Source organism: Flavobacterium azooxidireducens (assembly GCF_023195775.1).
GTDB lineage: Bacteria > Bacteroidota > Bacteroidia > Flavobacteriales > Flavobacteriaceae > Flavobacterium > Flavobacterium azooxidireducens.
In genome coordinates, this window is sequence record NZ_CP096205.1 from 96,263 (window position 1) to 117,628 (window position 21,366).

Consider the following 21,366-nt stretch of genomic DNA (forward strand, 5'->3'; position numbering starts at 1 on the left):
GGGTTACCCCACCCTCAGGTTTCTAAAAAAGAAACAAAATGAGAACAAAATTTTTATTTATCGCTTTGATGTTTACAGGTTTTGCTGCACTTGCTCAACAAGACGCACAGTATACGCAATATATGTATAACACAATCAATGTGAATCCGGCCTACGCAGGATCAAGAGGAGTAATGAGCATTTTTGGATTACACCGTACCCAATGGGTTGGTTTAGATGGTGCTCCGGTTACTAATGCTGCCTCGATTAACACACCTATCAACAATAGTAATATCGGCGTTGGTCTTTCATTTGTGAACGACAAAATCGGTCCTACTAATGAAAATGCAATATCTGCAGATGTATCCTACACGGTTCAAACATCCGAAACTTTTAAACTTTCATTTGGAGTAAAAGGAACTGCGAACTTGTTTAATTTAGATGTAAACAAATTAAATCCGCAAGATGCAGGAGATCCGCAATTTCAAAATTTAGATAATAAGTTTACACCTAATATTGGAGCTGGAGTTTATTTTCACTCAGACAAAATGTATGTTGGTCTTTCTGTACCAAACTTTTTTGAAACAAAACGTTATAGCGACAATGATGTAGCTATCAATGCTGAGCGAATGAATTTCTATCTTATTGCCGGTTATGTTTTTGATTTGAGTTATAACCTAAAGTTCAAACCTGCTTTATTAACCAAAGCAGTTGAAGGTGCTCCATTACAAGTAGACGTTTCAGCCAATTTCCTTATAAATGATAAATTTATGTTAGGAGCTGCTTGGCGTTGGGATGCTGCTGTGAGTGCCATGGCTGGTTTTCAAATTACCGACGGACTTTTCATCGGTTATGGATATGACCATGAAACTACCCGATTAAGACGATTTAATTCAGGTTCGCATGAGATTTTCTTACGCTTTGAATTATTCACAAAACATAATAAAATTGTATCACCTAGATTCTTCTAATAAAGCAACAGTCATGAAAATTAAATTTATATACATCGCCTTGTTTAGTTTTATTGCTGTGAATGTTTACTCGCAAAAAGCAGGTGAACGCAAAGCAGATAAAAACTACGACAAATTCGCCTACATAGATGCTATTAAAACCTATGAACGAATTGCAGAAAAAGGATATAAAACCCCTGATATGTTGCAAAAAATTGCAAATGCTTATTATTTTAATGCCGACTTAGTGAACGCAGAGAAATGGTATGGAGAACTTTTTGCAATGTCTCAAGATGTGGAAGCAGAATATTATTTCCGCTATGCACAATCATTAAAAGCGGTTGGAAATTATGCCAAAGCAGATGAAATGATGGCAAAATTTAACGTAAAAAGTGGAAATGATAAACGTGGACTTTTAGCCAAAGAACAAAAAGATTACCGCGAAGCCATCAAAAAGAATTCAGGTCGTTATGATATTGAAGATGCAGGAATTAACTCTGAATATTCCGATTATGGCCCAGCTTTTTATATGGATAAAGTGGTTTTTACTTCAACCCGTGATACCGGAAATTTCTCGAAAAGAAAACATACTTGGACAGATCAATATTTTTCAAATTTGTATGGTGCCGATTTGAGTGCAGAAGGTGCTCTTTCGAACACAGACCGCTACGGAAAAAAATTGAATTCTAAATTCCATGAATCAACTCCGGCTTTTACAAAAGATGGAAAAACAGTTTATTTTACCCGAAATAATTATTTGAATGGTAAAAAAGGAAAAGATGCCAATAAAATCACTTTATTAAAAATTTATAAAGCGACTTTGGTAGACGAAAAATGGACAGACATCAAAGAACTTCCGTTTAACAGCGACAGTTATCAAGTGGCTCACCCTTCTTTGAGTGCGGATGAAAAAACATTGTACTTTGCTTCTGATATGCCTGGAACAAAAGGTTTATCTGATATTTTTAAAGTTGATATTTTAGCGGAAGATTCCTATGGAACTCCTGTGAATTTAGCTGATATTAATACCGAAGGTCGCGAAACATTTCCTTTTATCACTTCAGATAATGAATTGTACTTTGCCTCAGACGGACATCCAGGTTTAGGTGGTTTGGATATTTTTGTGTCTAAATTAGAAACTGACGGAACATTCAAACAAGTACACAACATTGGAGAACCTGCAAATAGTCCACATGATGATTTTGCATTGATTATCAACAAAGCCAACAAAAGAGGATTTTTATCTTCTAACCGTCCAAATGGAGTTGGTAATGATGATATTTATAAATTCCTTGAAACAAAAGAATTGCAATTTGATTGTGAACAATTGTTGGCAGGAATTGTAACCGATGAAGAAACCGGAGCTATTTTACCAAATACAAAACTGACTTTGTTTGATGAGAATTTCAACAAGTTAAAAGAAACTATTTCCGGTCCTGATGGTCGTTATGATTTTGGTGAAGTGGAATGTGAGAAAAAATACTACGTTCGTGCTGAACAACCGGAATACACAACTAAAGAAGTACCTGTGATTATTGGTAAAGAAAGTGGCACAACTGAGCTTCCAATTGAATTGGAAAAAGCTGTGAAAAGCATTCCGATTGGTGGCGATTTAGCCGATGTATTCGGAATCAACCTCATCTATTTTGATTTAGATAAATGGAACATCAGACCGGATGCTGCCATTGATATTGCTAAAATCCTAGATGTTTTGAATCAATATCCAAATATGAAAATCGATATTCGTTCGCACACCGATAGTCGTCAAACGCACCGTTACAATGAAGTGTTGTCTGACAGAAGAGCAAAATCTACCCGTGATTGGTTAATTAAAAACGGTATTGCTGCAGATCGTTTAACTGCTAAAGGATACGGAGAAACACAATTGGTAAACAAATGTGCTGATGGTGTAGAATGTACCGAAGCCGAACACCAATTGAACAGAAGAAGCCAATTCATTATTACTGCTTTATAAATACTTGTTAATTTAATTACATTACGAAAACATCCCGTTAGTTAGCGGGATGTTTTTTTATACAGATTTATTTGCGATTTATTTTTTTAAGAACTCATTCGCATTATAATTCGAATCACAGCGAAAATTAGAATAATTATCCAAAGTATATTTTTCCATCCTGAACCGGACTCTTCGGCTACTTCATTTGAAAAACTTTCTTGTTGACGAAGTGATCTGTCCATTTCTTTTTCGGACGGATTGAATTCAGGGCAAGAATCAACAAATGTTGGTTTTTGCATTGTTAATCCACACACTAAGCCTTCTGCGGAATATTTTTGGTTTTCGCAAAGTTTACAAAATTTCAATCGTTGATCCATAGCTGTAATTTTAAAATTTTTCAAATATAATTTAAAATCAATAACTTATGATTGTGCAATGAAATTTAGAATGATTATAATCAAAATCGCTTTTTTGTGCACGGAGTTGCGTGAGGGATTGAAGTGGAAAGCCCGCAGGACAAAGGTTGAGTTTTTGCGGGTTGTGGTGGCGACCAAAGGAAGCCAAACACAACCCGACAAAAACCAACTTTTGGACGAGGACTTGCAACGAAAAGCCCGACCCGTAGTTTACGGAGGGGCACGCCCAAATTATTTTTATAGATTATTTTTCGATTTCGCGAAGGTTTTCCATTTTTTTCATAGCCAAGAATCCTTTGATGTCTTCAAAATGTTCTTTGACGCGTTTGTTACCAAATTCAAAGACTTTGGTCGCCAAGCCGTCGAGGAAATCACGGTCGTGGGAAACGAGGATCAACGTGCCGTCGAAATCCCGCAAGGCATCTTTGATGATGTCTTTGGTCTTCATATCTAAGTGGTTGGAAGGCTCATCGAGAATGAGCAAATTCACCGGTTCAAGCAATAATTTTATCATGGCCAAACGGGTTTTTTCGCCACCGGAAAGGACTTTTACTTTTTTGGTGATGTCGTCGCCGTGGAACATAAAAGCACCTAAAATATTTTTGATTTGCGTTCGAACGTCTCCCACTGCAATGTCGTCGATGGTTTCAAAAATAGTTGCATTTTCGTCTAAAAGCGAGGCTTGGTTTTGTGCAAAGTAGCCAATTTGTGCGTTGTGACCGATTTCTACGCTTCCGCCATTTATTTCGATTTCTTTCATAATGGCTTTAATCATCGTTGATTTTCCTTCGCCATTTTTACCGACGAAAGCGACTTTGTCACCTCTTTCGATAACAATGTTGGCATCTTTAAAAATCAGTTTATCGCCATACGATTTTTCTAAATCTTTCACGATTACAGGATATTGACCGGAACGAATGGCAGGTGGAAACTTTAATTTTAAGGCCGATGTATCGACCTCATCTACTTGCACCAAAACGAGTTTTTCAAGCATTTTTACACGTGATTGAACGGCATCTGTTTTAGAAAAAGTACCTTTGAAACGATCGATAAACGTTTGATTATCGGCAATCATTTTTTGTTGTTCGTCGTACGCTTTTTGCTGGTGAATTCTTCGGTCTTTTCTAAGCTCTAAATAATGGGTGTATTTGGCTTTGTAATCATAAATGCGTCCCATCGTCACTTCGATGGTTCGATTGGTGATGTTATCCACAAACGCTCTATCGTGCGAAATGACAACAACTGCTTTAGCGGAATTGATTAAAAAATCTTCTAACCACTGAATACTTTCGATATCCATGTGATTGGTTGGCTCATCGAGAAGAATCAAGTCGGGTTTGCGAAGAAGGATTTTGGCTAACTCAATTCGCATTCGCCAACCTCCTGAAAATTCTGAAGTTTGACGTGTGAAATCGGTTCTTTCGAATCCTAAACCTGTTAATATTTTTTCGACTTCGGCTTCGTAATTGATTTCTTCAATGGCATAAAATTTCTCGCTTAAGTCGGAAACTTTTTCGATTAATTTCATATACTCATCGCTTTCATAATCGGTTCTAATCGTTAATTGCTCATTGATTTCGTCGATTTCAGACTTCATTTTGAAAATTTCTCCAAATGCTTTTGACGCTTCTTCCATCACAGTTGAACCATCTTGCGTTAACAAATGCTGTGGCAAATAGGCAACTACGGCATCTTTTGGTGCAGAAACATTTCCGGTTGACGGCTTACTTTCGCCAGCAATTATCTTTAAAAGTGTGGATTTTCCGGCACCGTTTTTTCCCATCAAGGCGATTTTGTCGTTTTCGTTGATGGCAAAAGAAACATCGCTGAACAAAGTGGTTCCGCCAAAGTGAACGGAGATATCGTTTACTGTAATCATTTTTTTTAAGTTGGAAGTTAGAAGATGGAAGCTGGAAGTCAGTTCGCTCTTCAAAATTTTTAAGGTGCAAAGATAATCGATTTGTGGAATCTTGAAGTTTGAAAATGATAATTAGTAAGACAATTATTTTTGGAATTGATAAAATGCTCATACAATTCTTGAAAAATAGATAATTAGTTAGCCAATGAAATCAAAATCAAACGTAAACCTTATTTTTTTAATTAATTTTGCAAACTCAATCAGCCAATTCAGCTTATGCCTTTATTTGACTACAGTTTTCTCGGGAAGATTATTCCGCAACAAAAGCATAAAAAAAGCTATCGGAAAGCGAAACAAACCTATTTGAACAGAATTCGTTTGGCGATGTCTTTTTTTTATTTTGGGATGGGATTTTGCTTTGCTTCGTGGGCGAGTAGAATTCCGGATATTAAATCATTTTTGAATTTGAGCGAAGGAGAATTGGGTACGATTTTATTTGCCCTTCCGATTGGGCAATTAACGGCAATGCCTTTTTCAGGAAAATTAGTTACCCGTTTTGGCAGCAGAAAAGTGTTGTTGCTTTCCTTAATTTTATATGCATTCTGTTTAACAAATATTGGATTAGCCGAAAAAACGTGGCAGTTGGCTTTGGGTTTATATTTGTTTGGAATTTGCGGAAATTTTAGCAACATTTCCATCAATACACAAGGTGTTTACACAGAACAAATTTTTGGGAAACCAATCATGGGTTCGTTTCACGGTTCGTGGAGTTTAGCCGGATTTTGCGGAGCTTTGGTTGGTTTGGTGATGTTGGCATTTAAACTTTCTCCCTATCAACATTTTATCATCGTGTTTGCAATTGTGGGTTTACTTATTTTTATCAATTATCGTTTTTTGATTAAAGTGAAAGCGGTTAAACAAGAAATTGATATTGCTAAACCAAAATTCAGAATGCCGGACAAGTCGTTAATTTGGCTTGGCGTAATTGGTTTTTGCTGTATGGCAAGCGAAGGAATTATGTTTGATTGGAGTGGTGTTTATTTTAAAGATATTGTAAAAGCACCGGGAGCTTTGGTGATTTTAGGTTATACTTCGTTTATGATTACGATGGCTTCTGGACGATTTTTGAGTGATATTTTAGTTCGAAAATACGGTGCAAAAAAGATTCTAATTGTGAGTGGTATTACTATTTCGTTGGGATTATATACAGCTGTTGTCTTTCCGTTTTTGATTCCGAGTACGATTGCATTTATGATGGTTGGATTCGGTGTTTCTAATGTTATCCCAATCATTTATAGTGCCGCAGGGAGAAACACAACCATTCCAACCGGAGAAGCGTTGACAATTGTAACCGGAATTAGTTTCTTAGGATTTTTGATTGGACCGCCAGTTATTGGTCACATTGCTGAACTCACCAGCTTGCGGTATTCGTTTGGTTTTATTGGAATTTTTGGCGTGTTTATTTCGGTTTTGGCTTATTATTTGAAGATTTTTAGGTGATGTTTTTTAGACCTGTCAGGCCTAAAAAACTAAATACTCATTCTAAATTTCTCAACAACTTCCGTGACTTTACCATAATATTTTTCGTCGATAAATAATTCTACGGCTAAATCCAAGTTGCCAAAACCACCCAAACGAGCGGATTGAATATTATCTTTTTGAAGTACTTCCACTCCTATTTCTTCTATTTTTTCTTTTAATGCGGAAGCTAAAATTTGACTTCCGGAAAATATTTTCATCATTCCCATTTTTTCAGTAATTAGTGGTTAGTGAATAGTAATTAGTTTTTTAGTGTATTGTCTTTAACAAATAACAGACGACGGACAACCGACAACAGAACCTAATCCGCTTCGAAGAAGACGGGTTCTATCATTATTTTATCGGCTAATACTTCTACTCTTTCCGTGATGGTTGAACAGAAGAAAACCCGTTGTGTTTTTTCTACGCTTAATGAAAGTCGGAGAATGATGGCATCCATTCGGTTTCTGAACATGACTTCGGCATCATCCACCACAAACATTTTGATGGTATTCATATTGAATCCGGCGGATGAAAACATATCATTAATCTTCGTTGGTGTTCCAATCAACACATCCATTCCTAACGAGATTTGGTTTTTATCATAGTCAATATCGCCTTTTTCGTGAACACCAATGACTCTTAAATCAAGGAAATCACCAAACTTCTCAAATAAATCAACCATTTCGGTTACTTTATCTCTGTTTTCTACTACGATTAAGGCTCGTGTGCTTTCACCGACAGCTTTTTCCAATCGTTGAATAACATTAAGCACCAACGTTGTTGTTTTTCCACTTCCGCCAGGAGATTGAATAACTGCATCTGCCCCACTTTTTAAAGTAGAAAACGTTTCTTGTTGAATTTCATTCGCTTCAGTCAAACCCAATTCGATAAGGGCTTGTTGAAGTTTTGGGTTTATTTTTTTTAGTTGCATATTTTAAGCTGTAGGCAATATTATTTACTCGCAAACATCTTCACATCATTCTCCGAAATTTCACTTCCGCCAAGAATAATCAAACGTTCTACCACGTTGCGAAGTTCGCGAATATTTCCGGTCCAATCGTACTCTTGCAATAATTTAATTGCATTGTCTGAAAATTGTTTGGCCGTATTTCCTTGTTCTTCCGAAATTTTACTTGCAAAATGTTCTATCAATAACGGAATGTCATCTCTTCTTTGGTTTAAAGCCGGAACTTTAATTAAAATAACCGCCAAACGATGATACAAATCTTCCCGAAAACGTCCTGCAGTAATTTCTTTTTGCAAATCTTTGTTTGTTGCCGCAATCACACGAACATTGACTTTTATGTCTTTATCAGCACCAACGCGTTGCACCAAATTTTCTTGCAAAGCACGTAGAACTTTAGCTTGAGCGGCTAAACTCATATCACCAATTTCATCCAAAAAAATCGTTCCGCCATCAGCTGCTTCAAATTTTCCGGCACGGTCTTTCACGGCAGAAGTAAAGGCTCCTTTCACGTGTCCGAATAATTCACTTTCGATTAATTCAGACGGAATAGCGGCACAATTCACTTCCACAATTGGATAAGCCGACCGTTCGCTTTTTTCGTGCAATTGATGAGCAACCAACTCTTTTCCTGTTCCGTTTGGACCGGTAATGAGCACACGAGCATCGGTTGGAGCCACTTTTTCAATCATTTCTTTGATGTGATTAATCGGTTCGGATTGACCAATCATCTCATAATTTTTGCTGACTTTTTTCTTTAGAATTTTGTTTTCAACTACCAATTGTTTTCGGTCTAATGCATTTCGAACCGTGTTTAATAATCGATTCAAATCCGGTGGTTTTGAGATATAATCAAACGCACCCAATCGCATTGTGTTGAGAGCCGTTTCCAAATCGCCGTGACCGGAAATCATCACCATCGGAATTTCAGGTTTTATTTTTTTAACGGCTTCGAGCACTTCTACTCCATCCATTTTGGGCATTTTGATGTCGCATAGCACTAAATCGTAGTCTTCATTTTTAATTTTTTCAACACCGGAAAGTCCGTCTTCGGCTTCTTCCACTTGATAGGTATCGTTTTCTTCCGAAAGAATTTTGGTTAACACTCTTCGGATGGCTGCTTCGTCTTCAATAATTAATATTTTTGGCATAATTCTATTTTTATATTTTTTAATCCACCAATGTCACTTCGTTGTGCGGAAGAATAATCATTGGAAATTTTCCTTCGTAAACAAATTCATTCGTGAAAAAATTTCTGAACATTTTATCCGAAAAATTTCTTGCTCCTTTTTGAATAACTAATAGTTTGTTGGTATGATCTTCGGAACATTCAATCGTTTCTTTTAATTTTTCCTTATCGGAAATTACTCTGTAAGTCACTTCAAATTCCATATTATTTGGATGATGCACTTTATCCAAAATATCCCTTGAAAGCAGTTGATTGTCTTTATTATTTGAAATGGTAAACAAATTTACTTTTTCTAAATTAGGAAAAAATGCAATCGTTTTATTCAGAGCATCAAAGTTAAAGTTTTCAGTGTTACTGATTCCAACAAAAAATTCTTCAATTTCAAACTTAGAATTTCTAAAAGGTAACGCAAAAATCGTAGCATTAATATTATCCGTAATCTGCGTAGCAATACTTCCTATTAAATGCTTTTTGATGTAACCCGTTCCTTTTAATCCTACATAAATAAAATCTTCATATTTTGGATTTTTAAGTTGATCATATAACTGATTAATTTTTTCTTCTGACACTAAAAACTCCACGTTTTCAACCGGAAAATCTTCTTTGGCAATTGCTCTTAATTTTGCTAAAGCCTCATTTTTATCCTTTCTAACAGCTATTAGTCGCTCGGATGCATCCATCATCTTAGGAAGAAAACTGTTGGATTGATGCACCAAACAAAATTTAATATCTTGATTATTGGCAATTATCAATGCATTTTGAATCAGCGAATGACTCAATTCTGTAGTTTCAACAAAAATGATAAAACGTTTTTTAAGTATAATTTCGTTCCGTTTTAAACTTTCTTCGATAAAATCAATGCTTTCTTTTTTATCAGAAAGAACGATGAGTTTATCACCCGATTCTAAAATAGTCGAACCACTTGGCGTCATATACTTATCATTCCGTTTAATCATCGTAATCAAAGCATTCTTTGGAAAACCAAGGTTTACGACTTTCTTTCCAACGGCAAAATCATTTTCAACCAAATTAATTTCACCGATTTGTGATTTCGGATTTTCATCAAAAAATATTTCCAAAGGTCCTTTTAACTTTACTTTTTCCGGCAACGAAACGTGTAGCCAATGAGCAAAAACCGACAAGGTTGTTCCTTGAATTAAGATGGAGGTTAACGTGATTAAAAACACAATATTAAAAATCATTTCGGCGTTTTCAATTCCTGCCAAAAGCGGATAAGTAGCAAACACAATCGGAACCGCTCCACGTAATCCTACCCAAGAAATATAAGCTTTTTTTCTATTTTTTAGTTTAAAAGGAATTAAACTCAGAAAAACGCCAACTGGTCTGGCTACCACAATCATAAATGCTGAAATTAATAATCCTACACCAATTACAGGAACAATATTGGAGGGAAAAACTAATAAACCGAGCGTTAAGAACAAGACGATTTGCATTAACCACGCCAAACCATCAAACATTTTCAGGATTGTTTTTTTGTGAATAATATCCTGATTTCCTAAATAAACAGCACATAAATAAATGGCTAAAAATCCGTTTCCACCTACAAAATCAGTTGCTGAAAAAGTAATGAACATTAAGGCAATTACCAAAACCGGATATAATCCTTCAAAATCTAATTTAATTCTATTAATTATATATTTACTGAGTTTCCCAAATAAGAATCCAGCAATAGCACCAATAATCATTTGCTGAAAAAACAGTGGAATGACTGATAAAACACTTTGACTTTGCTCCTGATCTTGATTGACTACTAAACCTAAAAAAGCAATAGTTAAAACATATGCCATCGGGTCGTTGCTACCACTCTCTAGTTCCAGCGTAGGACGAATATTCGACTTTAAAGCTAAACTTTTCGATCGTAAAATAGAAAAAACTGCTGCTGCATCTGTAGAAGAAACAATAGAACCAAGTAATAACGATTCATAAATTGTAAAGTCGGTAATATAAAAAACAAAAACACCCACCGAAACGGCGGTAACCAAAACACCTATTGTTGACAAAGCAATTCCTTGCCATAAAATGGGTTTGATGGAACTCCAAGTCGTATCTAAACCACCTGAAAATAGAATGAAATTCAACGACACAATTCCGATAAATTGGGCTAGTTGTGGATCGCTAAAATTAATTCCACCCGGACCTTCAGAACCAGCTAACATACCAATTCCTAAAAACAAAATCAAGGTAGGAACACCAAATTTATAAGATGTTTTTCCGGCAACAATACTGATTAGTAATAAAATTGAGCCTATTAATAATATATTTTCAATACTTAAATTCATACACTAAATTTATTTTAAAATTCTTTAATATTTCATCCATTTATACAATTCTTTCCACGTTGGTTTCTTTCCGTACATCAAAATTCCGACACGGTAAATTTTCGCGGCAAACCAAACCACGCCTAAAAATGTAGCATACAACAACAATATCGAGAGTAAAAGTTGTTCCCACGGCACGCCAAACGGAATCCGCATCAACATCACAATCGGCGAAGTTAACGGAATTATCGAAAACACCGTTGCCACCGTTCCGTGCGGATCATTCAATACTGTAAAGAATCCAATATAAACCCCCAAAATTAAAGGCAAAATAATTGGTAACAAAAACTGTTGCGAGTCAGTTTCGTTATCCACCGCAGCACCAATGGCGGCATAAAACGAACTATACAAAAAGAATCCGCCTATAAAATAAATAACGAAAGAAATCAATAAAGTCACCAACGGCAAGCTCTTCAATTCTTCATAATACAAAGGCAATTTCTCCATCAAACCATTTTGGCTGGCTGCCGCAACAGCTTCTCCCGAAGCATCTGACGAACCACCCATTTGCATCCCAAAAAAAGTTGAAAAAATAAAGAAAAGTAATAATCCCAAAACCGTCCAAATTAAGAACTGTAGAATTCCCGCCAACGAGTTTCCAATGATTTTACCCATCATCAACTGAAACGGTTTTACCGACGAAATAATAATTTCAATAATTCGATTTGTCTTTTCTTCAATCACACTTCGCATCACAAAATTGCCGTAAATAATGATGAACATCATAATTAAATAGCCGAAAATGCCGCCAATCACGAGTTTAATTTCATTCAAACCTTTCACCGTATCTTCGCCCGAAGCTTTCTTCAAAACAATATCAACCTTAGATTTCGCCAAGCTAATTCGAGCCGTATCAATCGCTAATTTCTCATAATTAAATTGTGTAATTTTCTTCTCAATCACATCTTCCAAATCCGAAATATAATCCATCGACGGACTATCATTCGAAATAAACTGCACCTGATTTTGAACCGTCGATAAACTATCCGTTTTCGGAATATAAATCAACCCTTCATAACTCTCTTTCAGCACACTGTCTTTCACAAATTGCAAATCAATTTTCGACAAATCGTGATACGAATACTCTTCGTCATTCACAAATTCGTTCACAAAATTGCCGCCTTCGTCGTGAATCGCAATACGTTTCAAATCAGCCTTCATCGAAGCCAAAAACCCAACAAAAACGGCAATTCCAACAAACAATAGCGGACTCAAAAAAGTCATCACGATAAACGATTTGTTGCGAACCTTGGCAATAAATTCTCTTTTGATAATTAAGCTCAGAATACTCATTAGTTTTGACTTACAGTTTTAATAAAAATATCATTAGCAGTTGGAATTTTCTCCACAAAATGCGTCACTTGTCCGCGTTGTGTCAGCAATTGAAGCAACTCGTTTGGCGTTGCCGTTCCCAGTCCGATTTCTAACTTCAAATCATCGTTCAACGATTTAAAACTCGCCTGATCCACCGTGAATTTCTGCGTCAAATCATACATCAACCCTTCCACATTGGCAGTCACAATGCCCACCTCAAAATGATTCGTTCTAAACTCGCGTTTCACATCCGTCAATTTGCCTTCAATCAGCTTATTCGACTTGTGAATCAACGCAATATCATCACACAATTCCTCCACACTTTCCATTCGATGCGTCGAAAAAATAATCGTCGCACCCTGCTTTTTCAATTCCAGAATTTCGTCTTTAATGATGTTCGCATTCACCGGATCAAACCCCGAAAAAGGTTCGTCAAAAATCAGCAATTTAGGCTTATGCAAAACCGTCACCACAAACTGCACCTTTTGAGCCATCCCTTTCGAAAGCTCCTCAATCTTCTTGTTCCACCAGCCCTCAATACCAAATTTTTCAAACCAATAATCCAGCTGTTTTTTGGCCTCTTGCTTCGATAAACCCTTCAATTGAGCCAAATACAAACACTGCTCGCCCACCTTCATCGATTTATACAAACCGCGTTCTTCGGGCAAATAACCAATGTGCTGAATATGCTTAGGCTCAAGCCTTTCGCCATCCAACAAAATCTCGCCACTATCCGGCATTGTAATCTGATTAATGATTCTGATAAGCGACGTTTTCCCGGCACCATTCGGACCCAAAAGTCCATAAATGCTCCCTTTCGGAACCGCCAGCGAAACACTGTTCAACGCAGTATAATCGCCATATTTTTTCACTACATTCCTAACTTCTAAGATGTTGCTCATACTAATTTTCGAGTTTTGGTAAATATAAGAAATAACAGCCAAAGCCGAAATAGAACCCCGTAAATAAAGTACATTTTTTTTAGGTGGGCGTGCCCCCATTGCAGGAAATCCAAGTTCATAAGAAAGTACTCATCGGCAACGGGGTCGGGCTTTCCGCTGCAAGTCCTCGTTCGTCGTGCCTCCTCTCTGTGGGCTTTCCGCTGCAATCCCTCACGCGGGTTGGGTGCTAGGGAGAGAATTTGATTATAAAAGAAGTTTCAAAACACAACGTAATATATTTTTATTAAATTAGCTTAGAAATTTTATTTGAAAATGAGAAATATTGAATTCAAAGATGATCAAAAAGTATTTGCATTTATAAATAGTGATATTTGTAATTCTTATCAAGATTTGTGTGATTTCTTGTATGATAACTTACTACCATTTAGAGAAAGATGGATTTTCTATTTGTTAGGCAAGTTAAATTTAATAAGTGACGAAACTATTTCTGACATTCCAGATAAAAGTTATACTTCTTATGGTGGCTATATAAAAGGAGAAGTTTATTATTGGAAAGAATATCTTGAAAATGAGTATTATGAGAAAAATTACATTGAAGAAAAACTTAAATTAGAAGGCAAAGAAGTAACAAATGAAGCTATCTTAAGAATTTACTTAAAGAGAGGTTTTGATTTCGTAGACAGTAAAATAGAAAATGATATTAATAGAGAGAGTGATAAATTAATTACATTATTTGAAGATCAAATTTACTTCGACAATATAAATGATAATGAGTTTTGTGAGGCATGCCATGAAACTCCATGTATGTGTAGTCATAAAGAATAAAGTACCATTGATGAATATTAAGCGACACATGTCTTTTTCACTTGTTATTTATACTTAAAATAATTTATGATGTTTGTGGTCTATAAAATTAATCTAAATGAAATTTATATAAATTAAAAAAAAATTATGAAAGGATTTTGTGCTTTGTACGATAACGAAACAGAATTATTAGAAAGTCACATTTTTCCAAAATTCGTTATCAATTATACAAAAAAGACAGGTTCAAAATATTTGAGAAAATTTTCCGAACCTAATATTAGGATGCAAGATGGAATAAAATTGCATCTATTGAGTTTAAAAGCAGAACAAGAATTTTCCTTGAGGGAAAAATGGTTTGCTGAAAATATTTTTGTCCCTTATTTGGGACGAAAATTCCAACTTGATTATAATGAAAATCTATATTATTTTGCAGTATCTTTTTTGTGGAGAGTTTTAATTTTAGAACTAAAAACTGATCAGGATCTGAAAAGCAAATGGTATTATGAAACCATACTTGAAGCAGAAAAAGAGTGGAAGGAATATTTAAAAACTGGTGTTTTACCGCAAAAGCATAATCAATTTTGTTTATTTTTCACAGATAGGGTTAACGTAAATAATTCTAAATTAAAAGGCGTTGATTTCTATTTTACTAGAATTTTAGACGCAACTATTGCAGATAATGAGCCACAAACTTGCCTTTTACTTTACGGCAAGTTTAGTAAGTTTGTTTTTTGGGCAGTTTTAAAAAAATATGGTGGAGAAGAAAATTTAAATGATGTAGAAATTAATCCAAAAGGAGGAAAGTTTAACATCCCTCAAAAATTAGAATATTTTCCACTAATATCATTAATCAGTAATCGAATTAAAACAGTCGATGAAATGATTTTACCTAGTGAAGAGCAACAAAAAAAAATAGAACAAGAAATCCTAAAAGATCCCCAAGCATTTTGGAAATCTGACCTTGGTAAATCTCTGTTTAATGATAATTATAATCTATAAATCAAAAACTAAGTATTTTAAGAAGTTATCCACCAGTAATGCAAGCGTCATAATAATTCCCAATATCAAAATCATTTTTTTCTTTGAAAATAAATAATTCAATAAACATCTTATAAAAAAATTCATGAGATTTACACTTGGAGTTAACCAAAGAATATATTTGATTAGTCTATATTAATTTTCAAATAATAAAATTTTAATATTTTAATTAAAATTAAATTTTTCAACTGTAATTAAACAAATATAAATGATTCAAACAAAAATTACATCTGTACACCAATTTCTTGAATGCATTCCAAATAGGACTTCTATACTTTTTCAACCCGTATATCGTGGACAAGCAGATAAAGATTGGAAACTTATACCCTCTTTTTACAGACAGGAACTAGAAGTTTATGATAATACAAATGATAATATAATTCCAAACTATGCTTTAGTAGAAGAAACAATGCTAGATATGTTTTATCAAAAAGGAATTTCTCTATTAAAAAAATATAAAATTAAAAATCAATTGGATTTGATGGTTATTGCTCAGCATCATGGACTACCTACTCGATTACTTGATTGGACTGAATCACCTCTTTTTGCTTTATTTTTTGCGGTAGAAGATTTAAATATTAAAGCAGACGCTTGTGTATATGAATATTTACCCACTATTTTTGGTTCATATGAAGGAGTAGCTAAAGAAAAATGCTTTAAAAATGATAGTCAATATAATTTTATTTCTCCAAGACATATTAATGAACGTGTAAAAGCTCAGGGTGGATATTTTACTTTACATCCCTTATTAAAAAAGGTTGAAATCAAACCATTAGATACTCTAATTTCTGAAGGCTCAAATAGTGATGAACTCAGAAGAATTGTTATTCCAAACAAATTTAAAGAATCAATAAAAAAAGATTTGCATAAACTAAATATTAATTGCTTTTCTATTTATCCTGATTTGGATGGTTTAGCTCAAAAAATAAGACAAGATTTTTCTGAAATTCCATTATTAGTTAAAGGACTTCAGTATAAAGCTAACAATTAATACATCAGTTTTCCGAATTCCACGACTTCGGAGCAAAAGCAAAAATACTCCAGCAGAAATAACCTTAATTAAAATAAACTCAAAATGTACTTTAGAAAAGTAATTATTCCGGAATTGAACTCTGAAAAAATTGAGCGAAATATTAGATTATTTACGTTGAAGAGACACACATCCTTAGATTTAAAATCAGCTTCGACTTATATAGCAGAACCAAATAAGTTTTTTTTAGGCTACGAAAACAATACTCGAATTGACTTGCTAAGAATTACAACCCCTTTTGAGAGATTACTTCCAAAATTAATTGTGAGTTTTAATAAAAATAATTTTAATGAATACAGATTACGTTTTCAGTTATTATCAATGATTTTAATTGTTGTTCTTTCAGCAGGATTACTAATGACCATCTATCACTCGATAAAATCTAAAAATTTGGAAAGTGATTTTTTTTATATCTTTTCACTTAATTTGATTTTTTACCTTCTTGCTTTTGTTGAGTATAAATTTGTAACTAAAAAAATTGACAGAATAATAAACACAAGAGAATAAAAACCGCTCTCCAATCTTAGCTATCTAAAAATATGAAAATTAAATTGAACACGATTTTGACAGTTTTTTTACTTTTTCCAATATTAATTTTTGGAAATATGGCACAACCATGGGTTGATGGTTCTGAACATTCTACACTTTATGGAGCAAAAAACTGTCAAGTGATTAACGAAAATATTTTCATACAACTCATTAATCAAAATGACATCTATATTGCAAAATATAAAATTAAATATGTTATTCATTCAAATGTAAATCAGACGATTCCCTTACTGTTTATTGGTATTGGACTAAGTGAACAAAAGCTTGTCTTGGTTAATAATAAAGAAACGTCACTTAAAAAATACAGCGTTAACAATAATTCAGAAATTAGCTATTCTAAAAATGACAATTTATCCGTAAATGAAGATGACTTGATTTATTTTGAAGCTAATTTATCCAAAGGAGAAAACATAATTATTGTAGAATATGATGCTAATTTAGAATATAATACTGTTGGCTTTATCAGAACTTATAATCTAAAATATTCATTATATCCATCTCAATTTTGGGAATCGTTTGGAGATATTACTATCGAATTATTTTTGGGTGATAATTTAAAAATTAAATCATCAAATATTGGAGAACCAAAAATTGAAAAGAATATCGCAAATTGGGTTATAAAAACCATCAAAAAAGATACAATTGAATTAGAAATTACTAAGAAAACGAGCCTAATTTCTGATATATTGCTATTTATTGAACCTTTTGGAATTGCAGTTATAAGCTTATTTTTAATGTTTGTCTATCATTTAATAGTGCTAATAAAAAAGCATAAACAAAAGAATTTTAAAACCATAATTTTGTTATCCGGAGTAATAATAATTCCTATACTTCATTATGTAATATATTTCCTCTCTTTTGATTTAATTGATTTTTCACTAGGGCAAGAAAAATCAAAACACGGGTATGTATTTCTTTATCTATTCACATTACCGATTTTAATACTTTTATATGGAATTATAATGTGGATAATAAATCGTGTACTTAAATCAAAATATGGAAAATAAAATATTTTTAAAACTTCGTGCCTTCCCTCCTTCGCGGCAAAAATAACCGTTCTACGAAGTCACCGACTTCTTAGCAAAAACTAACTACAAGTTATAATCTTTATTTTATATATTTGACTTAATAAATTGTCTCCAAAATCAACAAACGACAGAGAGCATAAAAAAAAGAAATGAACTTATCCTACTATGTAAAAAAAAGAAATGGCGTTCCGATTTGGCATTCCTATTCACTTCGAAATAATTTGCATCGTTCGCTGGGAGCCAAAAACTTTTCTACGTTTTGGAATTTTTGGAATCCGATTTTCGGGTATTATTTAGGTTCAAAAATATTTAAACCATTAAAAAAGGTAATTCCAATTGGATTTGCCGTGGTTTTTACATTTATTTTTTGTGGATTTATTCATGATTTAGTGACCACTTTACTAAGAGGAAAACTTTCGTTATTTTTCTCTCTATGGTTTCTTTTAATGGGAACAGTGGTAGCCTTTTCAAAATACATCCACTATGACCTATCAAACAAGAAATGGATTTTTAGGGCTTTTGTAAACCTATCAATAATTGGTATATGTTTGCTTTTGACAAATTATTTAAATACGATATTTAGGTTTTATTAAAATCCGCTCTACGTAATCTCCAACTTTGTAGCAATAACTTAGTCCACAACCAAATATATGTGAACTATGTAACCCTTCCCCAAAATTCTATAACAAATTTCTGCAGTAACATCAGACCTTTACACTATAGTAGTTAGATAGTTACAACCGTCAACCAAACGTTGTCCTCTATTAGTAGATGCAAACAGTCAACCTGCGTGCAAACCTACAACACAATCAACCAAAATAAACAGCAGAAAACAATGGAAATAGTAAACATCAAAGTAATGCGTGGACCCAATTACTGGTCCGGATACAGAAAGAAACTAATTGTTATGAAACTTGACATTGGCGAATGGGAACAACGACCCACCGACATCATTGATGGTTTTGGCAAAGCATTGAAACGGGTTTTACCGTCTTTGCAAAGTCATCGCTGTTCCATTGGTGAAGAAGGTGGTTTCTTTGAACGCGTCAAACAAGGCACTTGGTTGGGTCACGTCATCGAACACATTGCTCTCGAACTGCAAACATTAGCCGGAATGGAATGTGGCTACGGACGAACACGTTCTACCAACACATCCGGAGTTTATCACGTTGTTTTTTCGTATACTAGCGAAAGAGCAGGAATCTACGCCGCCAAAGCTGCCGTTAATTTAGTGGAAAAACTAATCAACAACGAACCCTATTCTGTTGTAGAAGATATTCAAGAATTAAAACGTCTATATAACAGAGATAAATTAGGTCCAAGCACCTACTCCATCGTCGCAGAAGCTGAACGCAGAAACATTCCGTACACGAGACTCAACAGCAATTCGTTGATTATGTTGGGACAAGGTTGTAATCAGAAAATTATCTGTTCCTCAGTTGCATCTACGTCAAGCAGTATCGCTGTTAATATGGCTTCCGATAAAGAAGATACACGAAACTTATTAGCCAAAAACTATATTCCGGTTCCAAAAGGCACACTCGTTTATGACATTACTGAACTCGAAGAAGCTATCAACGAAATCGGTTTTCCCATCGTAACCAAACCAATTAATGGCAATCATGGACGAGGAATTACAACCCGAATCAACACCATCGAACAAGCCATCAATGGTTTTTATGAAGCTAAAAAAGTTTCCCGAAGTGTCATTGTCGAAAAGTTTATCAAAGGAAATGATTATCGTTTTCTAGTTATCAATTACAAACTCGTTGCGGTTGCCAAACGCACTCCGGCAATGGTAGTTGGCAATGGTTTTTCTACCATTTCAGAACTGATTGATGCCACCAATAAAGACGAACGCAGAGGAAATGGTCACGAAAAAGAACTCACCAAAATAAAAATTGACGCAGGAACAGAAGCTATTTTAGCAGAAAAAAACCTTACGATAAATACAGTTCTTCCCTTTGGTGATGTTCTATATTTAAAAGATACCGCCAACATCAGCTCCGGCGGAACAGCGGAAGATGTCACCGATTTAGTGCATCCTTCCAATATTTTTATGGCAGAACGCATTGCACGGTTAATGAATTTAGACATCTGTGGCATTGATATTATGGCTGAAGACGTTGCAGAACCAATCACCAACCAAAACGGAGCAATCATTGAAGTCAATGCAGGTCCCGGTCTCCGAATGCATCTTTCTCCTACCGAAGGAACAGCCAGAAATGTCGCAGAACCTTTAGTAGAAATGCTTTTCCCAAATAACGCAGAATCGCGTATTCCGCTCGTGGCCGTTACAGGCACGAATGGTAAAACAACCGTTACCCGTTTAATCGCCCATTTGGCACAAACCGCAGGACATCATACCGGTTATACTTCCACCGACGGAATTTACATCGATGGAAACCCAATTCTGAAAGGCGATTGCAGCGGCCCGGCCAGTGCAGCAGTAGTTTTGCGTGATCCATTAGTAGATTTCGCCGTACTCGAATGTGCCAGAGGTGGCATTCTTCGTTCCGGTTTAGGGTTTGATAATTGCAACATTAGTATCGTAACCAATATCACCGACGACCATTTAGGTTTAAACGATATTGACACCATTCATCAACTCGCAAGAGTGAAAGCCGTTGTTCCGCAAAGCACGTTTGATCACGGTTATGCGATTCTAAATGCCGATGATGATTTAGTTTTCCGCATCAAACGAACCCTCGATTGCAATATCGCTTTGTTTAGTATGGATGCCAATAATCCACGCATCATTAACCATTGCCGCGAAGGTGGATTAGCCGCTTTTATCGAAAACAATCGTTTTGTTATCAGCAAAGGCGAATGGAAAACCACCATCGCAGAAGTTTCACAAGTTCCGCTGACCTTTTCCGGTACTTGCGAGTTTATGATAAAAAATATTCTTCCGGCTTTGTTAACAGCTTCAATAAGTAATTTTTCTTTGGAAGCTATTTCAGCCGGACTCCAATCGTTCATTCCTTCTCCCGAAATGACACCGGGCAGAATGAACCATTTTAAATTCAAAGATTTTATTTTGATGGTCGATTACGCACACAATACCAGTGGATATGAGCATTTGGAGAAATATATGAATCAAGTTCAGGCAACCCAAAAAACAGGCGTTGTTTCAGCCACGGGCGACCGTCGTGATGAAGACGTTAGAAGCATCGGTCGTTATGCCGGTTTAATGTTCGATAAAATCATTCTCAAACACGATCGTGATAACCGCGGACGAACCAAAGAACAACTCACTACTTTACTGATGGAAGGCATCCGAGAAGTGAACCTCAACGTAGAAGTCACCATCGTTTCCGATGAAACCGAAGCCATTCAATATGCCATTGATAGTGCAAAACCAGGCGAATTCATTTTTGTGTGTGCCGATGATATTCCAAATACGCTAGCCTACGTGCAACAACAACTGGATTTTGAAAACGCCCCGATCGATTTAGGAGCGGTTATTTAAAACTGTAAAATTAAAACTTCCTTTTTTATTTGGGCATGCCCCTCCGCAAGCTACGG

Annotated in this window: 17 protein-coding genes and 1 pseudogene; 10 read left to right on the forward strand and 8 right to left on the reverse strand. The window is 35.0% G+C overall.

Features of this window, described 5'->3' with window-relative positions; all coding sequences use genetic code 11:
- The first annotated feature begins 38 nt into the window (after positions 1 to 38).
- Together M0M57_RS00385 and M0M57_RS00390 are read left to right on the forward strand one after the other, a co-directional pair.
- The gene (locus M0M57_RS00385) at positions 39 to 950 is read left to right on the forward strand and encodes a PorP/SprF family type IX secretion system membrane protein (RefSeq protein WP_248434348.1); all 912 of its coding nucleotides are present in this window, start codon (positions 39 to 41) and stop codon (positions 948 to 950) included.
- A gap of 13 nt (positions 951 to 963) precedes the next feature.
- A complete protein-coding gene (locus tag M0M57_RS00390) occupies positions 964 to 2,904 on the forward strand; it encodes an OmpA family protein (RefSeq protein ID WP_248434350.1) in 1,941 nt (646 codons plus the stop codon).
- Positions 2,905 to 2,990: 86 nt separating this feature from the next.
- Here the strand turns inward: M0M57_RS00390 and M0M57_RS00395 are convergent, their stop codons facing one another.
- Positions 2,991 to 3,263: a hypothetical protein gene (locus tag M0M57_RS00395; protein WP_248434352.1), complete on the reverse strand. Its 273-nt coding sequence runs from the start codon at positions 3,261 to 3,263 to the stop codon at positions 2,991 to 2,993.
- A gap of 283 nt (positions 3,264 to 3,546) precedes the next feature.
- The gene (locus tag M0M57_RS00400; RefSeq protein WP_248434354.1) at positions 3,547 to 5,181 is read right to left on the reverse strand and encodes an ABC-F family ATP-binding cassette domain-containing protein; all 1,635 of its coding nucleotides are present in this window, start codon (positions 5,179 to 5,181) and stop codon (positions 3,547 to 3,549) included.
- Positions 5,182 to 5,436: 255 nt separating this feature from the next.
- Between M0M57_RS00400 and M0M57_RS00405 the strand changes: the two genes are divergently transcribed.
- Positions 5,437 to 6,660 (forward strand): MFS transporter, encoded by a 1,224-nt coding sequence (locus tag M0M57_RS00405; protein WP_248434356.1) that lies wholly within the window; start codon positions 5,437 to 5,439, stop codon positions 6,658 to 6,660.
- A gap of 29 nt (positions 6,661 to 6,689) precedes the next feature.
- Here the strand turns inward: M0M57_RS00405 and M0M57_RS00410 are convergent, their stop codons facing one another.
- The 6 genes and pseudogenes from M0M57_RS00410 to M0M57_RS00435 form a co-directional block, all read right to left on the reverse strand.
- On the reverse strand, positions 6,690 to 6,908 hold the full coding sequence (locus M0M57_RS00410) for a putative signal transducing protein (RefSeq protein ID WP_112086990.1): 219 nt from the start codon (positions 6,906 to 6,908) through the stop codon (positions 6,690 to 6,692).
- A 92-nt stretch (positions 6,909 to 7,000) separates the two neighbouring features.
- A complete protein-coding gene (locus M0M57_RS00415) occupies positions 7,001 to 7,612 on the reverse strand; it encodes a DEAD/DEAH box helicase (RefSeq protein WP_248434358.1) in 612 nt (203 codons plus the stop codon).
- A gap of 20 nt (positions 7,613 to 7,632) precedes the next feature.
- Entirely contained in the window at positions 7,633 to 8,796 is a 1,164-nt protein-coding gene (locus M0M57_RS00420) for a sigma-54-dependent transcriptional regulator (protein ID WP_248434360.1), read from the reverse strand.
- An 871-nt stretch (positions 8,797 to 9,667) separates the two neighbouring features.
- Positions 9,668 to 11,134, reverse strand: a pseudogene (locus M0M57_RS00425) (potassium/proton antiporter); the annotation flags it as partial.
- 24 nt (positions 11,135 to 11,158) lie between these two features.
- Positions 11,159 to 12,466, reverse strand: a complete 1,308-nt coding sequence (locus M0M57_RS00430; RefSeq protein ID WP_248434362.1) for an ABC transporter permease — start codon at positions 12,464 to 12,466, stop codon at positions 11,159 to 11,161.
- Positions 12,466 to 13,389: an ABC transporter ATP-binding protein gene (locus tag M0M57_RS00435; protein ID WP_248436777.1), complete on the reverse strand. Its 924-nt coding sequence runs from the start codon at positions 13,387 to 13,389 to the stop codon at positions 12,466 to 12,468. The genes M0M57_RS00430 and M0M57_RS00435 overlap by 1 nt, the downstream gene beginning before the upstream one ends.
- 312 nt (positions 13,390 to 13,701) lie before the next feature.
- Between M0M57_RS00435 and M0M57_RS00440 the strand changes: the two genes are divergently transcribed.
- The 7 genes from M0M57_RS00440 to cphA all read left to right on the forward strand — a co-directional run bounded on the left by M0M57_RS00440 (position 13,702) and on the right by cphA (position 21,310).
- Complete coding sequence (locus tag M0M57_RS00440; protein WP_248434364.1) at positions 13,702 to 14,214, forward strand: hypothetical protein; 513 nt, start codon at positions 13,702 to 13,704, stop codon at positions 14,212 to 14,214.
- A gap of 126 nt (positions 14,215 to 14,340) precedes the next feature.
- Positions 14,341 to 15,192: a hypothetical protein gene (locus M0M57_RS00445; protein WP_248434366.1), complete on the forward strand. Its 852-nt coding sequence runs from the start codon at positions 14,341 to 14,343 to the stop codon at positions 15,190 to 15,192.
- Positions 15,193 to 15,439: 247 nt separating this feature from the next.
- Complete coding sequence (locus tag M0M57_RS00450; protein WP_248434368.1) at positions 15,440 to 16,222, forward strand: FRG domain-containing protein; 783 nt, start codon at positions 15,440 to 15,442, stop codon at positions 16,220 to 16,222.
- Positions 16,223 to 16,306: 84 nt separating this feature from the next.
- Complete coding sequence (locus M0M57_RS00455; protein WP_248434370.1) at positions 16,307 to 16,768, forward strand: hypothetical protein; 462 nt, start codon at positions 16,307 to 16,309, stop codon at positions 16,766 to 16,768.
- A 32-nt stretch (positions 16,769 to 16,800) separates the two neighbouring features.
- Positions 16,801 to 17,817 (forward strand): hypothetical protein, encoded by a 1,017-nt coding sequence (locus tag M0M57_RS00460; protein ID WP_248434372.1) that lies wholly within the window; start codon positions 16,801 to 16,803, stop codon positions 17,815 to 17,817.
- 170 nt (positions 17,818 to 17,987) lie between these two features.
- Positions 17,988 to 18,431 (forward strand): hypothetical protein, encoded by a 444-nt coding sequence (locus M0M57_RS00465; RefSeq protein WP_248434374.1) that lies wholly within the window; start codon positions 17,988 to 17,990, stop codon positions 18,429 to 18,431.
- 242 nt (positions 18,432 to 18,673) lie between these two features.
- Entirely contained in the window at positions 18,674 to 21,310 is a 2,637-nt protein-coding gene (gene cphA / locus M0M57_RS00470) for a cyanophycin synthetase (protein ID WP_248434376.1), read from the forward strand.
- Positions 21,311 to 21,366: the final 56 nt, after the last annotated feature.